The sequence below is a fragment of the Geodermatophilus maliterrae genome (genome assembly GCF_041018925.1).
Taxonomy (GTDB): domain Bacteria; phylum Actinomycetota; class Actinomycetes; order Mycobacteriales; family Geodermatophilaceae; genus Geodermatophilus; species Geodermatophilus maliterrae.
The window spans coordinates 1-18107 of record NZ_JBFNXQ010000099.1 but is presented as its reverse complement, the minus strand read 5'-3'; the positions used below and the strand labels follow the sequence as shown (position 1 = coordinate 18107).

General features: G+C 73.0%; 14 protein-coding genes, 1 pseudogene and 1 riboswitch. Of the genes and pseudogenes, 5 read left to right on the top strand and 10 right to left on the bottom strand.

The features are described 5' to 3' along the window. Nucleotides 1-73: 73 nt before the first annotated feature. The 5 genes from ABQ292_RS21815 to ABQ292_RS21795 all read right to left on the bottom strand — a co-directional run bounded on the left by ABQ292_RS21815 (nucleotide 74) and on the right by ABQ292_RS21795 (nucleotide 4740). The gene (locus tag ABQ292_RS21815) at nucleotides 74-325 is read right to left on the bottom strand and encodes a type II toxin-antitoxin system RelE family toxin (RefSeq protein ID WP_369209813.1); all 252 of its coding nucleotides are present in this window, start codon (nucleotides 323-325) and stop codon (nucleotides 74-76) included. A gap of 20 nt (nucleotides 326-345) precedes the next feature. Further along, on the bottom strand, nucleotides 346-621 hold the full coding sequence (locus tag ABQ292_RS21810; RefSeq protein ID WP_369209812.1) for a type II toxin-antitoxin system Phd/YefM family antitoxin: 276 nt from the start codon (nucleotides 619-621) through the stop codon (nucleotides 346-348). Between the two features lie 301 nt (nucleotides 622-922). After that, a complete protein-coding gene (locus ABQ292_RS21805) occupies nucleotides 923-1993 on the bottom strand; it encodes a DNA polymerase domain-containing protein (protein ID WP_369209811.1) in 1071 nt (356 codons plus the stop codon). A gap of 33 nt (nucleotides 1994-2026) precedes the next feature. Then, on the bottom strand, nucleotides 2027-3586 hold the full coding sequence (locus tag ABQ292_RS21800) for an alpha/beta hydrolase (protein WP_369209810.1): 1560 nt from the start codon (nucleotides 3584-3586) through the stop codon (nucleotides 2027-2029). An 86-nt stretch (nucleotides 3587-3672) separates the two neighbouring features. Then, nucleotides 3673-4740 (bottom strand): ATP-dependent DNA ligase, encoded by a 1068-nt coding sequence (locus ABQ292_RS21795; protein WP_369209809.1) that lies wholly within the window; start codon nucleotides 4738-4740, stop codon nucleotides 3673-3675. A gap of 104 nt (nucleotides 4741-4844) precedes the next feature. Between ABQ292_RS21795 and ABQ292_RS21790 the strand changes: the two are divergent. The 3 genes and pseudogenes from ABQ292_RS21790 to ABQ292_RS21780 form a co-directional block, all read left to right on the top strand. Next, a pseudogene (locus ABQ292_RS21790) lies at nucleotides 4845-4958 on the top strand (type II toxin-antitoxin system Phd/YefM family antitoxin); the annotation flags it as partial. A gap of 145 nt (nucleotides 4959-5103) precedes the next feature. Next, nucleotides 5104-5427 carry a PIN domain-containing protein gene (locus ABQ292_RS21785; protein WP_369209815.1) on the top strand — a complete coding sequence of 108 codons (324 nt, stop codon included), beginning with the start codon at nucleotides 5104-5106 and terminating at the stop codon, nucleotides 5425-5427. Further along, a complete protein-coding gene (locus ABQ292_RS21780) occupies nucleotides 5424-5804 on the top strand; it encodes a DoxX family protein (RefSeq protein ID WP_369209814.1) in 381 nt (126 codons plus the stop codon). Before ABQ292_RS21785 ends, ABQ292_RS21780 begins: the two co-directional genes overlap by 4 nt. On the opposite strand, the gene ABQ292_RS21775 is transcribed toward ABQ292_RS21780, so the two are convergent. The 5 genes from ABQ292_RS21775 to glgX all read right to left on the bottom strand — a co-directional run bounded on the left by ABQ292_RS21775 (nucleotide 5750) and on the right by glgX (nucleotide 13883). Further along, nucleotides 5750-6511, bottom strand: coding sequence for a dihydrofolate reductase family protein (locus ABQ292_RS21775; protein WP_369209808.1), 762 nt, complete (start codon nucleotides 6509-6511; stop codon nucleotides 5750-5752). The two genes, ABQ292_RS21780 and ABQ292_RS21775, sit on opposite strands and share 55 nt — an antisense overlap. A 1-nt stretch (nucleotide 6512) precedes the next feature. After that, nucleotides 6513-8267, bottom strand: coding sequence for a malto-oligosyltrehalose trehalohydrolase (gene treZ / locus ABQ292_RS21770; RefSeq protein WP_369209807.1), 1755 nt, complete (start codon nucleotides 8265-8267; stop codon nucleotides 6513-6515). 116 nt (nucleotides 8268-8383) lie between these two features. Next, nucleotides 8384-9028: a transglycosylase family protein gene (locus ABQ292_RS21765; RefSeq protein WP_369209806.1), complete on the bottom strand. Its 645-nt coding sequence runs from the start codon at nucleotides 9026-9028 to the stop codon at nucleotides 8384-8386. Between the two features lie 3 nt (nucleotides 9029-9031). Then, nucleotides 9032-9161: riboswitch (cyclic di-AMP (ydaO/yuaA leader) on the bottom strand. A 253-nt stretch (nucleotides 9162-9414) separates the two neighbouring features. Next, on the bottom strand, nucleotides 9415-11766 hold the full coding sequence (treY, locus tag ABQ292_RS21760; RefSeq protein ID WP_369209805.1) for a malto-oligosyltrehalose synthase: 2352 nt from the start codon (nucleotides 11764-11766) through the stop codon (nucleotides 9415-9417). 2 nt (nucleotides 11767-11768) lie between these two features. Next, nucleotides 11769-13883 carry a glycogen debranching protein GlgX gene (glgX, locus tag ABQ292_RS21755; protein WP_369209804.1) on the bottom strand — a complete coding sequence of 705 codons (2115 nt, stop codon included), beginning with the start codon at nucleotides 13881-13883 and terminating at the stop codon, nucleotides 11769-11771. A gap of 546 nt (nucleotides 13884-14429) precedes the next feature. Here glgX and uvrB point away from each other — a divergent pair. Together uvrB and ABQ292_RS21745 are read left to right on the top strand one after the other, a co-directional pair. Then, nucleotides 14430-16556, top strand: coding sequence for an excinuclease ABC subunit UvrB (uvrB, locus tag ABQ292_RS21750; RefSeq protein WP_369209803.1), 2127 nt, complete (start codon nucleotides 14430-14432; stop codon nucleotides 16554-16556). Nucleotides 16557-16875: 319 nt separating this feature from the next. Next, nucleotides 16876-18024 (top strand): TerC family protein, encoded by a 1149-nt coding sequence (locus ABQ292_RS21745; protein WP_369209802.1) that lies wholly within the window; start codon nucleotides 16876-16878, stop codon nucleotides 18022-18024. Nucleotides 18025-18107 lie beyond the last annotated feature (83 nt).

The following is an 18107-nucleotide window of genomic DNA, read 5'->3' as shown; positions in this document are numbered from 1 at the left end:
CCACGGGCCTCCATGCTGTGTCCGAGGGGGAGGAACACAGCGCTTCCGCAGATGCCGGTGCCGGAGGTACCGGTCAGCCGTAGACGTCGGCGCGGTGCGAGATGCGCACGACCCGGACGAGGACCTCGTCGTCGTGGATCGAGTAGACGACGCGGTACTGGCCCCGTCGCGCGGACCAGTAGCCCTCGAGGTCGAAGCGCAGCGGCTTCCCGACGCGGTACGGGTCTGCGGCCAGCGGCCCGAAGAGAAAGTCGACGACCGCGACAGCCACCGCCTCGGGGAGGTCCCGCTCGACGGCACGCTTGGCCGCTGCCGAGAGGACCACGGTGAACCGATGAGGGCCGGTCACCGCCGGCGGGCCGCGAGTGCGGCCCGCACCTCGGCCTCGCCGTAGACCTCACCGGCGGCCATCGCCTCCTTGGCCTGCCTGATGTCCGAGCGTGCTCGAGGATCGGAGAGGATCTCCAAGGTCTCCACAAGGGACTCGTAGTCCTCGACGGCGAGGATGACCGCGACCGGGCTCCCGTTCCTGGTGACGGTGACGCGTTCGTGCGTGCCGGCGACCTCGTCGATCACCTGGCGGAAGTGCGCCTTGACCGCCGCCAGCGACTGCGTCGTCATGACCTCAATTGTGGTCAGCTAGCCAGCCACGGTCAAGGAGCTCGGCCGGGGTTGCCGGGGGATGCGGTGTGGGTGGAACCTCGCAGCAGGGGGATCGACGGCAGTCGTGATCCAGCCACCTGTTGCGACGTGGAAGCTCCAGGTCTCAGGCTGTCCTCGCCGAGGGTCGCCTGCAGCGCTCGGGCCCATGCCTCGTGGTCATCGTCGATCGGACGGCGGCCAGAGGATTACGCCAGATCCACTGGAGGATGTGGGTTGTCCGTCGAGTGACCGCTGCGCTTTGCTGGCGTCGAGCCCTGACTCATCCGTCCGCGCTGGTAGGACGCCTGGCCCTGCTCGGTTGGACTCGCATGGGCTCTCCCGGCATCTTCGGGTAGTCCGGCGGATAGGGCAGGTCGCCCAGGCCGTCGTCCCTGGCCTGCCGCTCGGCCAGCTCCAGCAGCGGCTCGATGCCGAAGGCGTGCCCGGCCATCCCGGCGTGCTTGTCACCGACGGCCTTGAGCCGGGCCGGCATGGTCAGCACGTCGAAGTCGGTGGGGACGACGTCGGGCAGCTCGTCCCAGTCCAGCGGCGCCGACACCGGGGCGTGCGCCTTGGGCCGGATGGAGTAGGCCGAGGCGATCGTGCGGTCCCGGGCCATCTGGTTGTAGTCGATGAAGATCTTCTCGCCGCGCTCCTCCTTCCACCACGACATCGTCACGCGGTCGGGCAGCCGCCGTTCCAGCTCGCGGCCGAAGGCGATGACCGCCCGCCGCACCTCGGGGAAGGTCCACCGCGGCCGGATCGGCACGTACACGTGCACCCCGCGCCCGCCGGAGGTCTTCGGCCAGCCCTCCATGCCGAGCTCGTGCAGCAGCTCGCGCACGTGCGGGGCGACCCACACCGCGTCGGAGAAGTCCGTGCCCGGCTGCGGGTCGAGGTCGATGCGGATCTGGTCGGGCTGCTCGACGTCGTCCTTGGACACCGGCCACGGGTGGAACGTGAGCGTCCCGAGGTTGGCGCACCAGGCCACGACGGCCACCGAGTCGGGCGCGATCTCGTCGGCGGTCCGCCCGCTGGGGAAGGTGATGTGCGCCGTCGGCACCCAGTCGGGCGCGTTCTTGGGGACCCGCTTCTGGTAGAAGGCGTCGCCGGTGTTGTCCATCCGGGTGGACAGCCGGGCGCCCTCGAACACCCCGCCGGGCCAGCGCTCGAGCGTCGTCGGCCGGTCCCGGAGCGCGAACAGGATCCCCTCACCGACGGCGACGAAGTACTCGACGACGTCGATCTTGCGGATCCCGCGCTCGCCGAAGTACGGCTTCTCCGGCGAGGAGACCCGCACCTCCCGCCCGTCGACCGACAGGACGACGGCGTCCTTGCTGCTGCTGGCCATGGGCTCCTCGTCTCGGGGCGGCGGGTCAGGCGGTCAGGCGGCGGGGCAGGTCAGCCCGTCCTGCGGCGCGACGAGGTCGATGAGGTACGCGTTCACCGCGTCGGTGACGCAGGGCGTCCTCGGGTACGAGGTGTGCCCCTGGCCCTGCCAGGTCACCAGCACGCCGGACCCGAGGTCCTCGGCCATGTCGACCGCGCCGGGCAGCGGGGTCACCGGGTCCCCGGAGTTGCCGACGACCACGATCGGCGCGCTGCCGTCGGCGTCCCGCTCGGGCAGCGGGGTGCGCGGGGCGTCCCAGGCCGCACAGCTGTAGAGGCCCGCGGCGGCGCCGGCGCCGAAGAGCGGGTACCGCTGCGACCACTCCTGGGCCAGCTGCAGGACCTGCTCCTCGCCGTAGGTCTCGTCCTCGGGGGTGTCGGCGCAGGTGATCGCCACGTTGGCGTCGAGCAGGTTGGTGTAGCTGCCGTCGTCGAGCCGGCCCGAGTAGCTGTCGGCCAGGGAGAGCACGCCGGCCGCGTCGCCGGTGCCCGCGGCCGACAGGGACTGCGACAGCTGCGGCCACCTCGCCGGGTCGTACATCGCGGCGAGCACGGCGGTCATGATCACCCCCGGCGTCGCACTGCGGGTCTCACCGGGCGCGCTGCTCGCGATGGGCGCGCCGGCGGCCGCGGCGAGCAGGTCCTCGAGGAAGCGGCGCGGGTCACCGCCGAGCGGGCAGCCCGAGACCAGGCCGGTGCAGTCGGCCGCGAAGGCGTCGAAGCCGGCCTCCAGCCCGGCGGAGGCGGCCTCGGCCTTCTCCCGCTGGTCGGCGTCGGGGTCCTCCGCGGCGTCCAGCACCAGCGCGCGCACCCGGTCGGGGTGGAGCTCGGCGTAGGTCGAGCCGAGCGTGGTGCCGTAGGAGTAGCCGAGGTAGGTCAGCTGGTCGTCGCCGAGCGACTCGCGCAGCAGGTCCATGTCGCGGGCGGTGTCGACGGTGTTGAAGGTGCCGAGCGCCTCCGCGTACTCCTCGGCGCAGGCGTCGGCGGCCTCGTCGGTGAGTGCGAGGACCTGGTCCATCTGCTCCGGCGTCGTCGGGCGCGGCTCGGCGGCGACCGACCGGTCCTTGAGGTCGGCCGGGATGCACTCGACCGGCGTCGACAGGCCCACGCCGCGCGGGTCGAACCCGACGAGGTCGAAGCGGCGCAGCACGTCCTCGGGCAGGGTCAACGCCTGGCTGAGGACGAAGTCCGCGCCCGAGGCGCCGGGGCCACCCGGGTTGACCAGCAGCGAGCCGATCCGGTCGGTCTGGCCGGCCAGCTTCGCGCGGATGAGGAACAGCGGGAGCGTCTCGCCGTCGGGCTCGTCGTGGTCGATGGGCACCTCGGTGCGGCCGCACTCGAAGAACAGGTCGCGCTCGCTGCCCGGCGTGCCGGCGATGAGGCCGGTGATCTGCGCGTCGCAGTCGGTCCAGGTGATCGGCGCGGCCTCGGCCTCCGCTGCCGTCGTCGCGGCGGCCGACGTCTCCGAGGCCTGCGGCGACCCGGAGGAGGTGCAGCCGGTGACCGCCAGGAGCAGCCCGGTCGAGGCGGCGAGCAGGCCGCGGCGCAGAGACACGATCACCACCGTAAGAGGCGTGCGGGAGCGGCCTCCGTGCAGGGACCCGTCGCGAGCCCGCGAGTGGCGAGGGGCACGGGGGTCCCTCACCCGTCGAAGACCTCGGCCAGGTCGTAGCGCACCGGGACCTCGAGCTGGTCGTAGGTGCAGCTCTGCGGCTCGCGGTCGGGCCGCCACCGCAGGAACTGCCCGGTGTGCCGCAGCCGCCGGCCCTCGAGCTGGTCGTACTTGACCTCCACCACGAGCTCGGGCCGCAGGGGCACCCAGGAGAGGTCCTTCTTGGCGTTCCACCGGCTCTGCGCGCCGGGCATCCGGTGCTCGCCGTCGGCCTGCACCTCGGCGTTCGCCCACTCCCGCCAGGGGTGGGTCTCCAGCGCGTCGGTCCGGTAGGGCGCCAGTTCCTCCACCAGCTCGGCCCGTCGCGCCATCGGGAACGACGCCGCGACGCCGATGTGCTGCAGGCCGCCCTCGTCGTAGAGCCCCAGCAGCAGCGAGCCCACGATCGGGCCGCTCTTGTGCCAACGGAACCCGGCCACCACGCAGTCGGCGGTGCGCACGTGCTTGACCTTGGTCATCAGCCGCTGGTCCGGGCCGTAGGGCAGGTCGGCGGCCTTGGCGACGACGCCGTCGAGCCCGGCCCCCTCGAACTCCTCGAACCAGCGCTGCGCCGTCGTCACGTCCTGGGTGACGGCGGTGACGTGCACCCGCTCGGTGGACGTCACCGCGTCGTGCAGCCGGGCCTGCCGCTGCGCGAACGGGGTCTCCAGCAGCGACTCGTCGCCCAGCGCCAGCAGGTCGAAGGCGACGAAGTGGGCCGGCGTCTCCTCGGCGAGGAGGTCGACCCGCGACTGCGCCGGGTGGATGCGCTGCAGCAGCGACTCGAAGTGCAGCCGGTCGCCCTGCGGGACGACGATCTCGCCGTCGACCACGCAGCGCTCGGGCAGCGCCTCCTTCACCGCGGCCACGACCTCGGGGAAGTAGCGGGTCAGCGGGCGCTCGTTGCGGCTGCCCAGCTCCACCTCGTCACCGTCACGGAAGACGATGCACCGGAAGCCGTCCCACTTCGGCTCGTAGAACAGGCCCTCCGCGGTGGGCAGCTTCGTCGTGGCCTTGGCCAGCATCGGCTTCACCGGCGGCAGCAGGGGCAGGTCCATGCCGGTCAGTCAAGCAGCGGGGTCCGGCGGCGCACAGGTCGCCGTCGACCGAACGGGTGGTCGGGAGCCGTTCCCCGAGGACTCCCGCCAGTGGACCAGCTGCCATGACCAGGACGGTGGGCGCGCACGAGGCCGAGACCCACCTGTCCCGGCTGCTCGAGCAGGTGGCCGCCGGCGAGGAGGTCGAGATCACCAACCGCGGCAAGGTGGTGGCCCGGCTCGTGGGACCGGCGCGCCGGACGCCGAACTCCGGGTTCGACCGCGGGAACGTCTGGATCGCCGACGACTTCGACGACCTCCCCGAGGACCTGCAGCGGGCGTTCGAGGGGCGGAGCGAGGGTCCTCCTCGACACCCGAGTGCTCGTGTGGGCCGCCACCACTCCCGAGCGGCTGGGAACGGGCCTCCACCTGCTCGCGGACGCCGACAGTCGGCTGGCGTCGGCGGTGTGCGTGTGGGAGCTGGCGGTCGAGCACCTCCCGGACGTGCACCGCGACCCGTCCGACCGGCTCCTGGCCGCTCAGGCCGTCGCCGAGGGAGCCGTGCTGCTGACCGCGGACGACCGCCTGACGGGCTACGGGGCCGCCGTCCGGCTGGTCGGCTGCGCCGTGCCGGGCCCTCCCGTGCCTGCCGGGGCACACTGGCCCGACGTCCGGTCGGGCGCCGGGGAGCGCAGGAGGAGCGGATGAGAGATGCGGCAGCTCGGACGCTGGCTGCCTTCATGGCCGTCAGCGGGATCACGCACTTCACGTCCCCCGGCTACTACCGGGACCTCGTCCCGTCGTGGGTGCCGGCCCGCCCGGCCGTGGTCGCGCTCAGCGGAGCGGCCGACGTCGCCGTCGGCACACTGGTCGCCGTCCCCGCCACCCGCCGCGCCGGCGGCTGGGCGACCGCGGCGCTGATCACCGCCTACCTGCCCGCCCACCTCGACCCGCTCCGCCGCGCGCGGTCCGCCCAGCGGGCGGTCGACCGCCCCGCCGGGGTGGCGGCACGGGTCCTGGTGAACCTCGGCTACGTGGCCTGGGCGGTCCGGGTGGCGCGCTCCGGCCGGTCCGGCAGGGCGTAGCGGGTGAAGAGGACGCCGTCCTCCTCGAGCACCTGCAGCAGACGGGGCCGGACGACGCCGGGCAGCGCGTCGGTCACCAGCCGGCCGCCGCCGCCGACGAGCGCGGGCGCGACGGTGAGATCCAGCTCGTCGACCACCCCGGCCGCCAGCGCCGACGTCAGCAGGGCCGGGCCGCCCTCGCAGACCAGCTGCTCCAGGCCGCGGTCGGCCAGCCGGTCCAGCGCCAGCGGCAGGTCGACGTCGTCGTCCCCGCAGACGAGGACGTCGACGCCGGCGTCGGCGAGCGCTGCCCGCCGGTCCGGGTCGGCCGCCGCGCAGGTCACGAGGACCGTCGGTGCGAGGGCCAGCCGGTCGCCCGGGGCCGGTGAGGCCCGCCGCGAGACGACGACGACCGGCGCGGACACCGGCCGCCCGAGCGCGGCCCGCAGCCGTCCGACCGCGGAGTCCGCGGCCACCGGGCGGTACCCCTCGGCGGCCGCGGTCCCGTGCCCGACGAGCACCGCGTCGGCCAGGGCCCGCAGCACCCGGAACACCCGCTTGTCACCCGGGGAGCCCAGACCCGCGCTCCTCCCCTCCACGGTGATCGCGCCGTCGAGGGAGACCACGAAGTCCACCCGCACCGAGCGCCCGGGCGGCAGCGCGTAGGCGTCCGCGAGCTCGACGTCGTCCAGCGGCCCGCCGTCCGGGTCCGGCAGCAGCCGGCGCACGTCAGTGCGTGCTGAGGACGGCCGCGCTCTCCGGCGGCAGCGTCACCGTGGCGCCGTCGATCGCGGGGAGCTCGCTCGTGGCGAACAGCACGTCGGTGGGTGCCCGGTCGAGGTCGACCTCGCGCGGCCGGTCGGCGAGGTTGGCGACCACGCGCAGCGCACCGCGGTGCACGACCAGCCAGCGGTCGGCGTCGTCCCAGGCGACCTCCACCGAGGTCAGGTCGGCGTCGGTGAGCTCCGGCTGGGCCCGGCGCAGGGCCAGCAGTGCCCGGTGCACGGCCAGCAGCTGCGCGTGCGGCTCCCGATGCGGCTCGGACCAGTCGAGCTTCGAGCGGGTGAAGGTCTCGGGGTCCTGCGGGTCGGGCACCTCGTCGGCGTCCCAGCCGTGCTCGGCGAACTCGCCCTTGCGGCCCTGCGCCGTCGCCCGGCCGATCTCCGGGTCGGTGTGGCTGGTGAAGAACTGCCACGGCGTCGAGGCGCCCCACTCCTCGCCCATGAACAGCATCGGGGTGAACGGGCTGGTCAGCACCAGCGTCGCACCGACGGCGAGCAGGCCGGGGGAGAGGGACGCCGAGACCCGGTCACCGACGGCGCGGTTGCCGATCTGGTCGTGGTCCTGCAGGTAGCCGAGGAACTTCCAGCCCGGCAGCCGCGCGGTGTCCACCGGCCGGCCGTGGTGGCGGCGGCGGAAGCTCGACCAGGCGCCGTCGTGGAAGAACGCGCCGGTCAGCGTCCTGGCCAGCCCGGCGAGCCCGGCGTCGGCGAAGTCGCGGTAGTAGCCCTGGCCCTCGCCGGTGAGCGTGGCGTGCAGCGCGTGGTGGAAGTCGTCGCTCCACTGCCCGGTCATGCCCAGGCCGCCGGCCGCTCGCGGGGTCACCGTGCGCGGGTCGTTGAGGTCGCTCTCGGCGATCAGCGTGAGCGGCCGGCCCTCGGCCACCGACAGCCGGTCGACCTCGCGGGCCAGCTCCTCGAGCACGTGGGTGGCCCGCTCGTCGACCAGCGCGTGGACGGCGTCGAGCCGCAGCCCGTCGACGTGCATGTCGCGCAGCCACATCAGCGCGTTGTCGACGATGTAGCGGCGGACCTCGTCGGAGTCCGGGCCCGACAGGTTGACCGACTCGCCCCAGGTGTTGGCGCCGCCCTCGGCGAAGATCGGCATGTAGAGGGGCAGGTAGTTCCCGGACGGGCCGAGGTGGTTGTAGACGACGTCCTGGACGACGCCGAGGCCGCGCTGGTGGCAGGCGTCGACGAAGCGCTGGTAGGCCGCCGGGCCGCCGTAGCTCTCCTGCACCGTGTACCAGAGGACGCCGTCGTAGCCCCAGTTGTGCGTGCCGTCGAAGCCGTTGACCGGCAGCAGCTCGACGAAGTCGACGCCGAGGTCGACCAGGTGGTCCAGCCGCGTGATCGCGGCGTCCAGCGTGCCCTCGGGGGTGAAGGTGCCGACGTGCACCTCGTAGACGACGCCGCCGGCCAGCGGGCGCCCGGTCCACGCACGGTCGCCCCACGCGTACGCGGCCGGGTCGAAGCGGCGGGAGAGGCCGTGCACGCCCTCGGGCTGGCGCCGCGAGCGCGGGTCGGGACGGGGGGTGTCGTCCTCGCCGAGCAGGTAGCCGTAGTCGGCCTCCGGTGCGGCCTCGACCTCGGCCCGCCACCAGCCGGCGTCGTCCCGGCGCATCTCGTGCACCGACCCGTCGACCTGCAGGCGGACCCGCTCGGGGACCGGCGCCCAGACGGCGAACTCGACGGGTGCGGACATGCAGGGGCCTCCAGGAGTCGGCGGGGTGACCGGGGAGGTGTGCCCACCCGGGTTGCGGTCAACCCCGGGGCGGTACGGCAGCCGGGGGGAGGAGCTCCCCCCGGCTGCCGTGCGGCTCACGGGAGCTGCAGCACCTGACCGACGTGGATGCGGTTCGGGTTGCCGACCGAGTCGCGGTTGGCCGCGAACAGCGCCCGCCAGCCCCCGTCGACGCCGTGCGCGTGGGCGATCCTGCCCAGCGTGTCACCGCGCTCGACGGTGTGGGAGTCGCCCCCGGCCTCCGCCGGAGCGGCGGCCGGAGCGGGAGCCGGAGCCGCCGCCGGGGCCGGGGCAGGGGCGGGCGCCGCGGCCGGGGCCGCGCCGGCCTCGGGCGCGGACGGGTCGAGGGCCTTGCCGCAGCTGGGCCAGGCACCCGGGCCCTGCACGTCGAGCGTGCGCTCGGCGACGGCGATCTGCTGCGCCTTGCTCGCCAGGTCGGCGCGCGGGGCGTGGTCGAGGCCGCCGAAGGCCGCCCAGGTGCTCTGGCTGAACTGCAGGCCGCCGTAGTAGCCGTTGCCGGTGTTGATGCTCCAGTTGCCACTGGACTCGCACTGGGCGACGGCGTCCCAGTCGTTGGGCGCGGCCGCGGAGGCCGGGCCGGCGAGGACGCCGATCGAGGTGGCCGCGATGCCGACGGTGACGGCGGTGCGGCGGGCCAGCGTGGCCATCCGCTGCGGCGTCGAGGCGCGCCGGCGACCGGTGACGGACGTGGACGAGGACATGGCTGTACTCCGATCCGCCGCCTGCGAGGTGAGCTGTCGGGTTCGGAGCGATCGGTGCCCCGGCCGCACGACGTGCGGCTTCACCCCGAGACGGTGCTGCCTGGCCCCCGTGGCACGGCGGCGACCGTCGAAGTGGGTCCCCCACCCCCGTCCTGGCGGTGCAGGAGGAACGGACGCCGACGGACGGGGTTGGGCGGATCGGCTCCGGCGCCCGGCTCTCTGTCGGCCGGGTGCGCGGGCAAAGGTAACGGCCGGGTCACGGCGGGGCACGTCGCGCCCCAGGGGTCCCGGGCGTGTCGGCCCGCGTCGGCCCGGAGGGCCGTCCGCGTCACCGCTGGTCACACCGCCGCGGGCGGGCGTCCTCCCGCGGCGGTGTGACCTCGACCTCAGTCGCGGACCAGCAGGGCCACCGGCAGCCGGGCCAGGAGCTCGCCCACCGGCGTGCCGCCGGCGTCGGAGACGACGCGCGCGCCGGTGAGGACGTCGCGCCAGGCGCCGGTCGGCAGGGCCAGCGCGGTGTCGCCCCAGCCGGCGGCGGCCAGGCCGACCGGCAGGCGGGTCGCCACGGTCACCGCGCCGTCCTGCCCCTCGGCGCCCCGGTCGAAGGCGACCACGTGACCGGCGGCCGACCCGGTGACCTCGACCGGGCGGTAGCCGGCGAACAGCTCCGGGGAGTCCCGGCGCAACCGCAGCACCCGGGAGACGACGAGCAGCTTGGCCGCGCCGGTGTCGTCGACGGGGGGCACCTCCCCGCCGTCGAGCCGGGCCAGCAGCTCCCGGCGCCGGTCGTAGTCGACCGGGCGGCGGTTGTCCGGGTCGACCAGCGAGCGGTCCTCCAGCTCGGTGCCCTGGTAGACGTCGGGGACGCCGGGCATCGTGAGCTGCAGCAGCTTCTGCGCCAGCGCGTTGGACCGCCCGGCCGGGCCGGTGCGGGCGACGAACTCCTCGACCTCGGCGTTGGTCGTCGCGTCGTCGTAGGCGGCGTCGACCAGTGCGTGCAGCCGGGTCTCGAACGCCTCGTCGACGTCGGTCCAGGTGGTCGAGGTGCCGGCCTCGCGGGCGGCCTTCTCGGCGTAGGCGTGCGCCCGCTCGCGCGCCAGCGGCCAGGCGCCCACCAGGTTCTGCCAGACCAGGTGGGCCAGCGGCCGGTCGGACAGCGGGTGCCGGGACAGCCACCGCCGCACGAGCTCCGCCCACTCGGTCGGCACCTCGGCGAGGACGGCCAGGCGGGCCCGGGTGTCCTCGCTGCGCTTGGTGTCGTGGGTGGTCAGCGTGGTCATCGACTCGGGCCTGCGCGCGACCCGGCGGCCCTGCGCCTCGTGGAACTCCTCGACCGTGCTGCCGAAGCGGGCCGGGTCGCCGCCCACCTCGTTGAGCACCACGAACCGCGCCCAGCGGTAGTAGGCGCTGTCCTCGACGCCCTTGGCCATCACCGGGCCGCTCGTCTGCTCGAAGCGGGTGGCCGCCTCGGTGCCGGCCTGCGACAGCACCGAGTGCAGCGCGTCCACGGCCGCGACCAGGTCGGGCCGGCGGTCCCGGACGGTGGACACCGCGGCGTCGAGGTGCCCGCGCCCGTCGGGCAGGTAGCTGCGGTAGACGCCGAAGGTGGCCAGCAGCTCGGCCAGCGCCTCGGTCTGCTGCGCGCGGTCGACGCCCGGCAGTTCGCCGATCACCCGCACCAGGCGGGCGACCTCCGAGCCGAGGATCCCGTCGGTCACCTCGCGCTTGCAGTCGTGGACCAGCTGCGCGTAGTCGACCTCGCGCCCGGACAGCTCGGTGTCCAGCGCGGTCAGCGCCGCCTCGCCGGCCGGGTCCACCAGGACGTCGTCGACCTCGGCGAGCGCGTCGTAGCCGGTGGTGCCGGCCGTCGCCCAGCTCTCCGGCAGGTCCTCGCCCGGCTCGAGGATCTTCTCCACCACGGTCCAGCGCCCGCCGGAGGCCTCGGCCAGCCGGTCGAGGTAGCCCTTCGGGTCGGCCAGGCCGTCGGGGTGGTCGATCCGCAGCCCGTCGACGGCGCCCTGCGAGACCAGTCGCAGCACCAGCTCGTGGGTGGCGTCGAAGACCTCGGGGTCCTCGACCCGCAGCCCGGCGAGGGTGTTGATCGCGAAGAACCGCCGGTAGTTCAGGTCGGTGTCCGCGCGCCGCCAGTCCACCAGCTCGTAGTGCTGCCGGTCGTGCACCTCCTGCGGGGTGCCCTCGCCGGTGCCCGGTGCGACGGGGAAGCGGTTGTCGTAGTAGCGCAGCTCCGGACCGTCGGGGGTGTCGACGACCTCCAGCTTCTCGACGTCGTCGGCCGACCCGAGCACCGGGATGCGCACCCGGCCGCCACCGAAGTCCCAGTCGACGTCGAACGCCGACGCGTGCGCGCTGTCGCGGCCGTGCCGCAGCACGTCCCACCACCACGGCGCCTCGGCGGGATCGGCCACGCCCATGTGGTTGGGCACCAGGTCGAGCACCAGGCCCAGCCCGTGCTCGTGCAGCGCCGCCACCAGGCGGTCGAAGCCGGCCTGCCCGCCGCGCGACTCGTCGACGTGCGCGTGGTCGACCGTGTCGTAGCCGTGCGTGCTGCCCTCGGCGCTGCGCAGCAGCGGTGAGGTGTAGGCGTGGCTGACCCCGAGGTCGGCGAGGTAGCCGGCCACGGCCGCGGCGTCGTCCAGCGTGAAGTCGGCGGTGACCTGCAGCCGGTAGGTCGCCGTCGGGACGTCGCGGCGCCGGTCCGCGCCGAGCGGCTCGCTCACCGTCACGACCGTCGAGGGGCGCTGAGCACGACCATCGAGCGGTCCCGCACGGTGATCGTCTCGCCCGGCTTGAGCTGCGTCGGCTCGACCTCGCCCAGCTCGGCGGTGTCCACCACGACGGTCCAGGCCGCGGCGTACTCCTCGGCGGGCAGGGTGAAGTCCATCGGCTCGTGCGAGGCGTTGAACGCCAGGTAGAAGTGGTCGTCGACGACGTCCTCGCCGCGCTCGTCGGTCGACCGGATGCCGTGCCCGTTGAGGTACATCGCGATCGACTTGGCGAAGCCGGCGTCCCAGTCGTCCTCGGTCATGAGGTCGCCGCCGGGCGTCAGCCAGGCGATGTCCTGCACCGGGGCGCCCGCCTCGCGCCGGACCGGCCGGCCGTGGAAGAAGCGGCGACGGCGGAACGTCGGGTGCTCGACGCGCAGCCGGGTGACCAGCTTGGTGAACTCGAGCAGTCCCTCGTCCACCTCGTCCCAGTGGATCCAGGTCAGCGGCGAGTCCTGGCAGTAGCCGTTGTTGTTGCCCTTCTGCGTGCGGCCCAGCTCGTCGCCGTGCAGCAGCATCGGCACGCCCTGGCTGAGCATCAGCGTGGCCAGGAAGTTTCGCCGCTGGCGGGCGCGCAGGGTGAGCACCTTCTTGTCGACGGTCTCGCCCTCGACCCCGCAGTTCCAGCTGCGGTTGTGGCTCTCGCCGTCGTTGTTGCCCTCACCGTTGGCCTCGTTGTGCTTCTCGTTGTAGGAGACCAGGTCGTTGAGCGTGAACCCGTCGTGCGCGGTGACGAAGTTGATGCTCGCGACCGGCCGCCGTCCGGAGTGCTGGTAGAGGTCGGAGGACCCGGTGATCCGGCTGGCGAACTCGCCCACCGTGGCGTCCTCGCCGCGCCAGAAGTCGCGGACGGTGTCGCGGTACTTGCCGTTCCACTCGGTCCACAGGGCGGGGAAGTTGCCCACCTGGTAGCCGCCCTCGCCGACGTCCCACGGCTCGGCGATGAGCTTCACCTGGCTGACCACCGGGTCCTGGTGCACCAGGTCGAAGAAGGCCGACAGCCGGTCGACGGCGTGCAGCTCGCGGGCCAGCGTCGAGGCGAGGTCGAAGCGGAAGCCGTCGACGTGCATCTCGGTGACCCAGTAGCGCAGCGAGTCCATGATCAGCTGCAGCGCCTGGGGGGTGCGGGCGTTGAGCGAGTTCCCGGTGCCCGTGTAGTCCATGTAGTACTGCGGGTCGTCCTCGACCAGCCGGTAGTACGCGCGGTTGTCGATGCCCTTGAACGACAGCGTCGGGCCGAGGTGGTTGCCCTCGGCGGTGTGGTTGTAGACCACGTCGAGGATGACCTCGATGCCCGCCTCGTGCAGGGTGCGGACCATCCCCTTGAACTCCTGCACGTGCATGCCGTTGTCGGTGTTGCTCGCGTACTCGTTGTGCGGCGCGAAGAAGCCGATCGTGTTGTAGCCCCAGTAGTTGCGCAGGTCCTTCTGCTGGAGGGTGTCGTCCTGCACGAACTGGTGCACCGGCATGAGCTCGATGGCGGTGATCCCGAGGTCCTGCAGGTAGGACACGACCGCCGGGTGGGCGATGCCGGCGTAGGTGCCGCGCAGCTCCTCGGGCACGTCCGGGTGGGTCATCGTCAGGCCCTTGACGTGGGCCTCGTAGATGACGGTCTTGTGGTAGGGCGTCCGCGGCGGGCGGTCGACGCCCCAGTCGAAGTAGGGGTTGACGACGACGGACTTCGGCATGTGCTCGGCCGAGTCGTCGTCGTTGCGGTCGCCGCTGGTGAAGTCGTAGCCGAAGACCGAGGGGTCCCAGTCGATCTGGCCGTCGATCGCCTTGGCGTAGGGGTCGAGCAGCAGCTTGTTCGGGTTGCAGCGCAGCCCCTGCCGCGGGTCGTAGGGCCCGTGGACGCGGTAGCCGTAGCGCTGCCCCGGCTGGATGCCGGGCAGGAACGCGTGCCAGACGTAGCCGTCCATCTCGGGCAGGCGGATGCGCGTCTCGGTGCCCGCGTCGTCGAACAGGCACAGCTCGACCTTCTCGGCCACCTCGCTGAAGATCGCGAAGTTGGTTCCGGTGCCGTCGAACGTGGCTCCGAGGGGATAGGCGGTTCCGGGCCACACCTGGGTCATCGAGTGTTTCCTCCTGCACTGGCGCCCCCGTCCGCGGGGCGCGGTGGCCCCCTGCCGCGGCCGTCGGCAGGGGGTCGGGGCACGACTGCCCGCGTTGCCAGTGCCCGATCCGGACCGCCCCACACGTGACGCGGCGGAGGTCACGCCGTCCCCGGTCCGGGACGCCAGGGGCCGGGTGCAGGGACCGGTGCAGGGACGGGTGCGGGAACGTCGTCCCCGGGCCGTCCCGGGGACGACGACGCCCCCCGCGGCGGGGCCGCGGGGGGCGTCGTGCGCAGGTCCGGCTCGGGCCGGGGAGCGCGAGCGGCGGGGTCCGACCTCGCCCGGGAGGTCCCGGGTGGCACTGGTCCCCAGCCGGGGCGCTCCTGCGAGAGTGCACGCTAGCGGGCGCCCCGGAGCGGGGCGAGCAGGACGTCCCCGCCAGGTCAACCCCCGTCGTCCGGTGCGCCCCCTCCGTCCCGCTGGTCGCGTCCGTGCGCGGACGTCGCAGCCGCCCGTCCCGTCACACCCGCTGTTCTGTCGCACGCCGGTCGTACCGTCGTCCCCGTGCGCGCGACCACCGACATCCGGCCCACCCAGGGGCGCTTCCGCGTCGTCAGCGAGTTCCAGCCCTCGGGCGACCAGCCCGCCGCGATCGAGGCGCTCGCCGAGAAGGTGAACTCCGGCGAGAAGGACACCGTGCTGCTGGGCGCCACCGGCACCGGGAAGTCGGCCACCACCGCCTGGCTGATCGAGCAGGTGCAGCGGCCCACCCTGGTGATGGCGCCGAACAAGACGCTGGCCGCACAGCTGGCCAACGAGTTCCGCGAGCTGCTGCCGGAGAACGCCGTCGAGTACTTCGTCTCGTACTACGACTACTACCAGCCCGAGGCCTACGTCCCGCAGACCGACACCTACATCGAGAAGGACTCGTCGGTCAACGACGAGGTCGAGCGGCTGCGGCACTCGGCCACCCAGGCGCTGCTCACCCGCCGCGACGTCGTCGTGGTGGCCACCGTCTCCTGCATCTACGGCCTGGGCACGCCGCAGGAGTACGTCGACCGGGCGCTGAAGATCTCGGTGGGGGAGGAGCGCGACCGCGACGACCTGCTGCGCACCCTGGTCACCGAGCAGTACACCCGCAACGACCTGTCCTTCACCCGCGGCACCTTCCGCGTCCGCGGCGACACGATCGAGGTCTTCCCGGTCTACGAGGAGCTCGCCGTCCGGATCGAGATGTTCGGTGACGAGGTCGAGCGGCTGTACTACCTGCACCCGCTCACCGGCGAGGTGGTCCGCGAGGTCCAGGAGCTCTTCGTCTTCCCGGCCACCCACTACGTCGCCGGCCCGGAGCGCATGGAGCGGGCCATCACCACGATCGAGGCCGAGCTCGAGCAGCGGCTGGCCGAGCTCGAGCGGCAGGGCAAGCTGCTGGAGGCCCAGCGGCTGCGCATGCGCACCACCTACGACATCGAGATGATGCGCCAGGTCGGTTTCTGCTCGGGCATCGAGAACTACTCGCGGCACATCGACGGCCGGGCACCGGGCACCGCCGGCGCGTGTCTCATCGACTACTTCCCCGACGACTTCCTGCTCGTCATCGACGAGTCGCACGTGACCGTCCCGCAGATCGGCGGCATGTACGAGGGCGACATGAGCCGCAAGCGGACGCTGGTCGAGCACGGCTTCCGGCTGCCCTCGGCGATGGACAACCGCCCGCTGAAGTGGGAGGAGTTCACCGACCGGATCGGGCAGACCGTCTACCTGTCGGCGACGCCGGGCCCCTACGAGCTCGGCCGCAGCGGCGGCGAGGTCGTCGAGCAGGTCATCCGTCCCACCGGCCTGGTCGACCCGGAGGTCGTGGTCAAGCCGACCAGGGGCCAGATCGACGACCTGGTGCACGAGATCCGGGTGCGGGTCGAGAAGGACGAGCGGGTCCTGGTCACCACGCTGACCAAGAAGATGTCCGAGGACCTCACCGACTACCTGCTCGAGCTGGGCATCAAGGTCCGCTACCTGCACTCCGAGGTCGACACGCTGCGCCGCGTCGAGCTCCTGCGCGAGCTGCGGCAGGGCGAGTTCGACGTCCTCGTCGGCATCAACCTGCTGCGTGAGGGCCTCGACCTGCCCGAGGTGTCGCTGGTGGCGATCCTCGACGCCGACAAGGAGGGGTTCCTCCGCTCGGGCACCTCGCTGATCCAGACGATCGGCCGCGCGGCGCGCAACGTCTCCGGCCAGGTGCACATGTACGCCGACACGATCACCCCGTCGATGGCCACGGCGATCGAGGAGACCAACCGGCGCCGCGAGAAGCAGATCGCCTACAACACCGAGCGCGGCATCGACCCGCAGCCGCTGCGCAAGAAGATCGTCGACATCCTCGACGGCATCTACCGTGCGGCCGAGGACACCGAGGGCGTCGAGCTGGTCGGCGGCTCCGGCCGGCAGCAGTCGCGCGGCAAGGCGCCCGTCCCGGGGCTGTCGTCCAAGGCCACGGCCAAGGGCAGGGGCAAGGCCGGAGCGATCGACGTCCAGGGCCTGCCGCGGGCCGAGCTGGCCGACCTCATCACCCAGATGAACGACCAGATGCTGGCCGCCGCCCGCGAGCTGCAGTTCGAGGTGGCCGCCCGGCTGCGCGACGAGTTGACCGAGCTGAAGAAGGAGCTGCGGCAGCTCGACGCCGCCCACGCCTAGAGGGACCCCCTGCCCCACCTCCCGCGGGCTCGCGGCGGGGCCCGGGACAGGGCCGGGCGATGAGAGTTCTCTCATCGCCGGAACACCGTGCTTCCCGACCACGTCCTAGGGGAAGTAACTGCTCGACGGCGGCCCGTGTAGGCGGACGCCGTCGAGCGGTCATCCGTGTGGAGGGGAGTATCCCCGCGCGGCGGTGTCGTCAACACGAGGTCCCCGAGGGCCTCCGGTGCCGCCGGCTCCCTCAGAGACGAGGGAGCGGGAGAGACCTCAGGCGCGACATCGCGGCGCCGCGCGCCGCCGAGTCACCGGAGGTTCTACCTTGGACGTCCCCTTCTGGGTGTGGGCGATCACGATCGCCGCCATCATCGGCATGCTCGTGTTCGACTTCGTCGGCCACGTGCGCACACCGCACGCTCCGTCGCTGCGCGAGGCGGCGACCTGGTCGGCGGTCTACGTCGCCCTCGCCGTCGTCTTCGGGATCCTCGTCTGGATCTTCGCCGGCGGCCAGTACGGCGGCGAGTACTTCGCCGGCTACATCACCGAGAAGAGCCTCTCGGTGGACAACCTGTTCGTCTTCGTGCTGATCATGGCCAGCTTCGCGGTGCCCCGGGAGCTGCAGCAGAAGGTGCTGCTGTTCGGCATCACCTTCGCCCTCGCCCTGCGGACGATCTTCATCTTCCTCGGCGCCGCGGCGATCGAGAACTTCAGCTGGGTCTTCTACCTCTTCGGCGCGTTCCTCATCTACACCGCCGTCGCCCAGGCGCGGGCCAGCGGCCACGACGACGACGAGTTCAAGGAGAACGCGTTCCTCCGGCTCACCCGCAAGCTGGTGCCGACGACGAACGAGTACCACTCCGACCGCATGACCACGAAGATCGACGGCAAGCGGTTCATCACCCCGCTGGCGATCGCGCTCGTGGCCATCGGCAGCGCCGACATCCTCTTCGCGGTCGACTCGATCCCGGCGATCTTCGGCCTGACCGAGGAGACCTTCCTCGTCTTCTCCGCCAACGCCTTCTCGCTGCTGGGCCTGCGGCAGCTGTTCTTCCTCATCGACGGCCTGCTCGACCGGCTGGTCTACCTGCACTACGGCCTGGCGGTCATCCTCGGCTTCATCGGCATCAAGCTGCTGATCCACGCGCTGCACGAGAACGAGCTGCCGTTCATCAACGGCGGTGAGCACGTCACCGCGATCCCCGAGGTGCCGACCTGGCTGTCGCTGGCGGTCATCGTCGTCACCCTGTTCGTCACCACGGTCGCGAGCCTCGCCCGCAGCCGCCGCGACGAGCGGGAGGCCGCCGCCCGCGCCGGGGCGACCGGGACGCCGACGCTGGGCACCACCGGGCCCGACGGCCCGCCGACCGGTGACACCGTCCAGCCCGCCGGCGGACACGCCGCCCGGCCGGATGACCCGGCGCCCGCTCCCGCCGGGACGGCGGACCGCCGCGACGGGCACGGCGACCGCTGAGGGGCAGCCGGCCGCGAGGCCGGTGACCTGCGCGGCGACCCCGGCCAGGGGCCGCGCCGCGGAACCTGTTGCTCCCCGGCGCC

Excerpts from the sequence above, each read along its gene's own strand:
- treZ (WP_369209807.1), bottom strand. The coding sequence starts at position 8,267 with ATGTCCGCACCCGTCGAGTTCGCCGTCTGGGCGCCGGTCCCCGAGCGG.
- glgX (WP_369209804.1), bottom strand. The coding sequence starts at position 13,883 with ATGACCCAGGTGTGGCCCGGAACCGCCTATCCCCTCGGAGCCACGTTC.
- ABQ292_RS21780 (WP_369209814.1), top strand. The coding sequence starts at position 5,424 with ATGAGAGATGCGGCAGCTCGGACGCTGGCTGCCTTCATGGCCGTCAGC.
- ABQ292_RS21765 (WP_369209806.1), bottom strand. The coding sequence starts at position 9,028 with ATGTCCTCGTCCACGTCCGTCACCGGTCGCCGGCGCGCCTCGACGCCG.
- ABQ292_RS21805 (WP_369209811.1), bottom strand. The coding sequence starts at position 1,993 with ATGGCCAGCAGCAGCAAGGACGCCGTCGTCCTGTCGGTCGACGGGCGG.
- ABQ292_RS21795 (WP_369209809.1), bottom strand. The coding sequence starts at position 4,740 with ATGGACCTGCCCCTGCTGCCGCCGGTGAAGCCGATGCTGGCCAAGGCC.
- ABQ292_RS21810 (WP_369209812.1), bottom strand. The coding sequence starts at position 621 with ATGACGACGCAGTCGCTGGCGGCGGTCAAGGCGCACTTCCGCCAGGTG.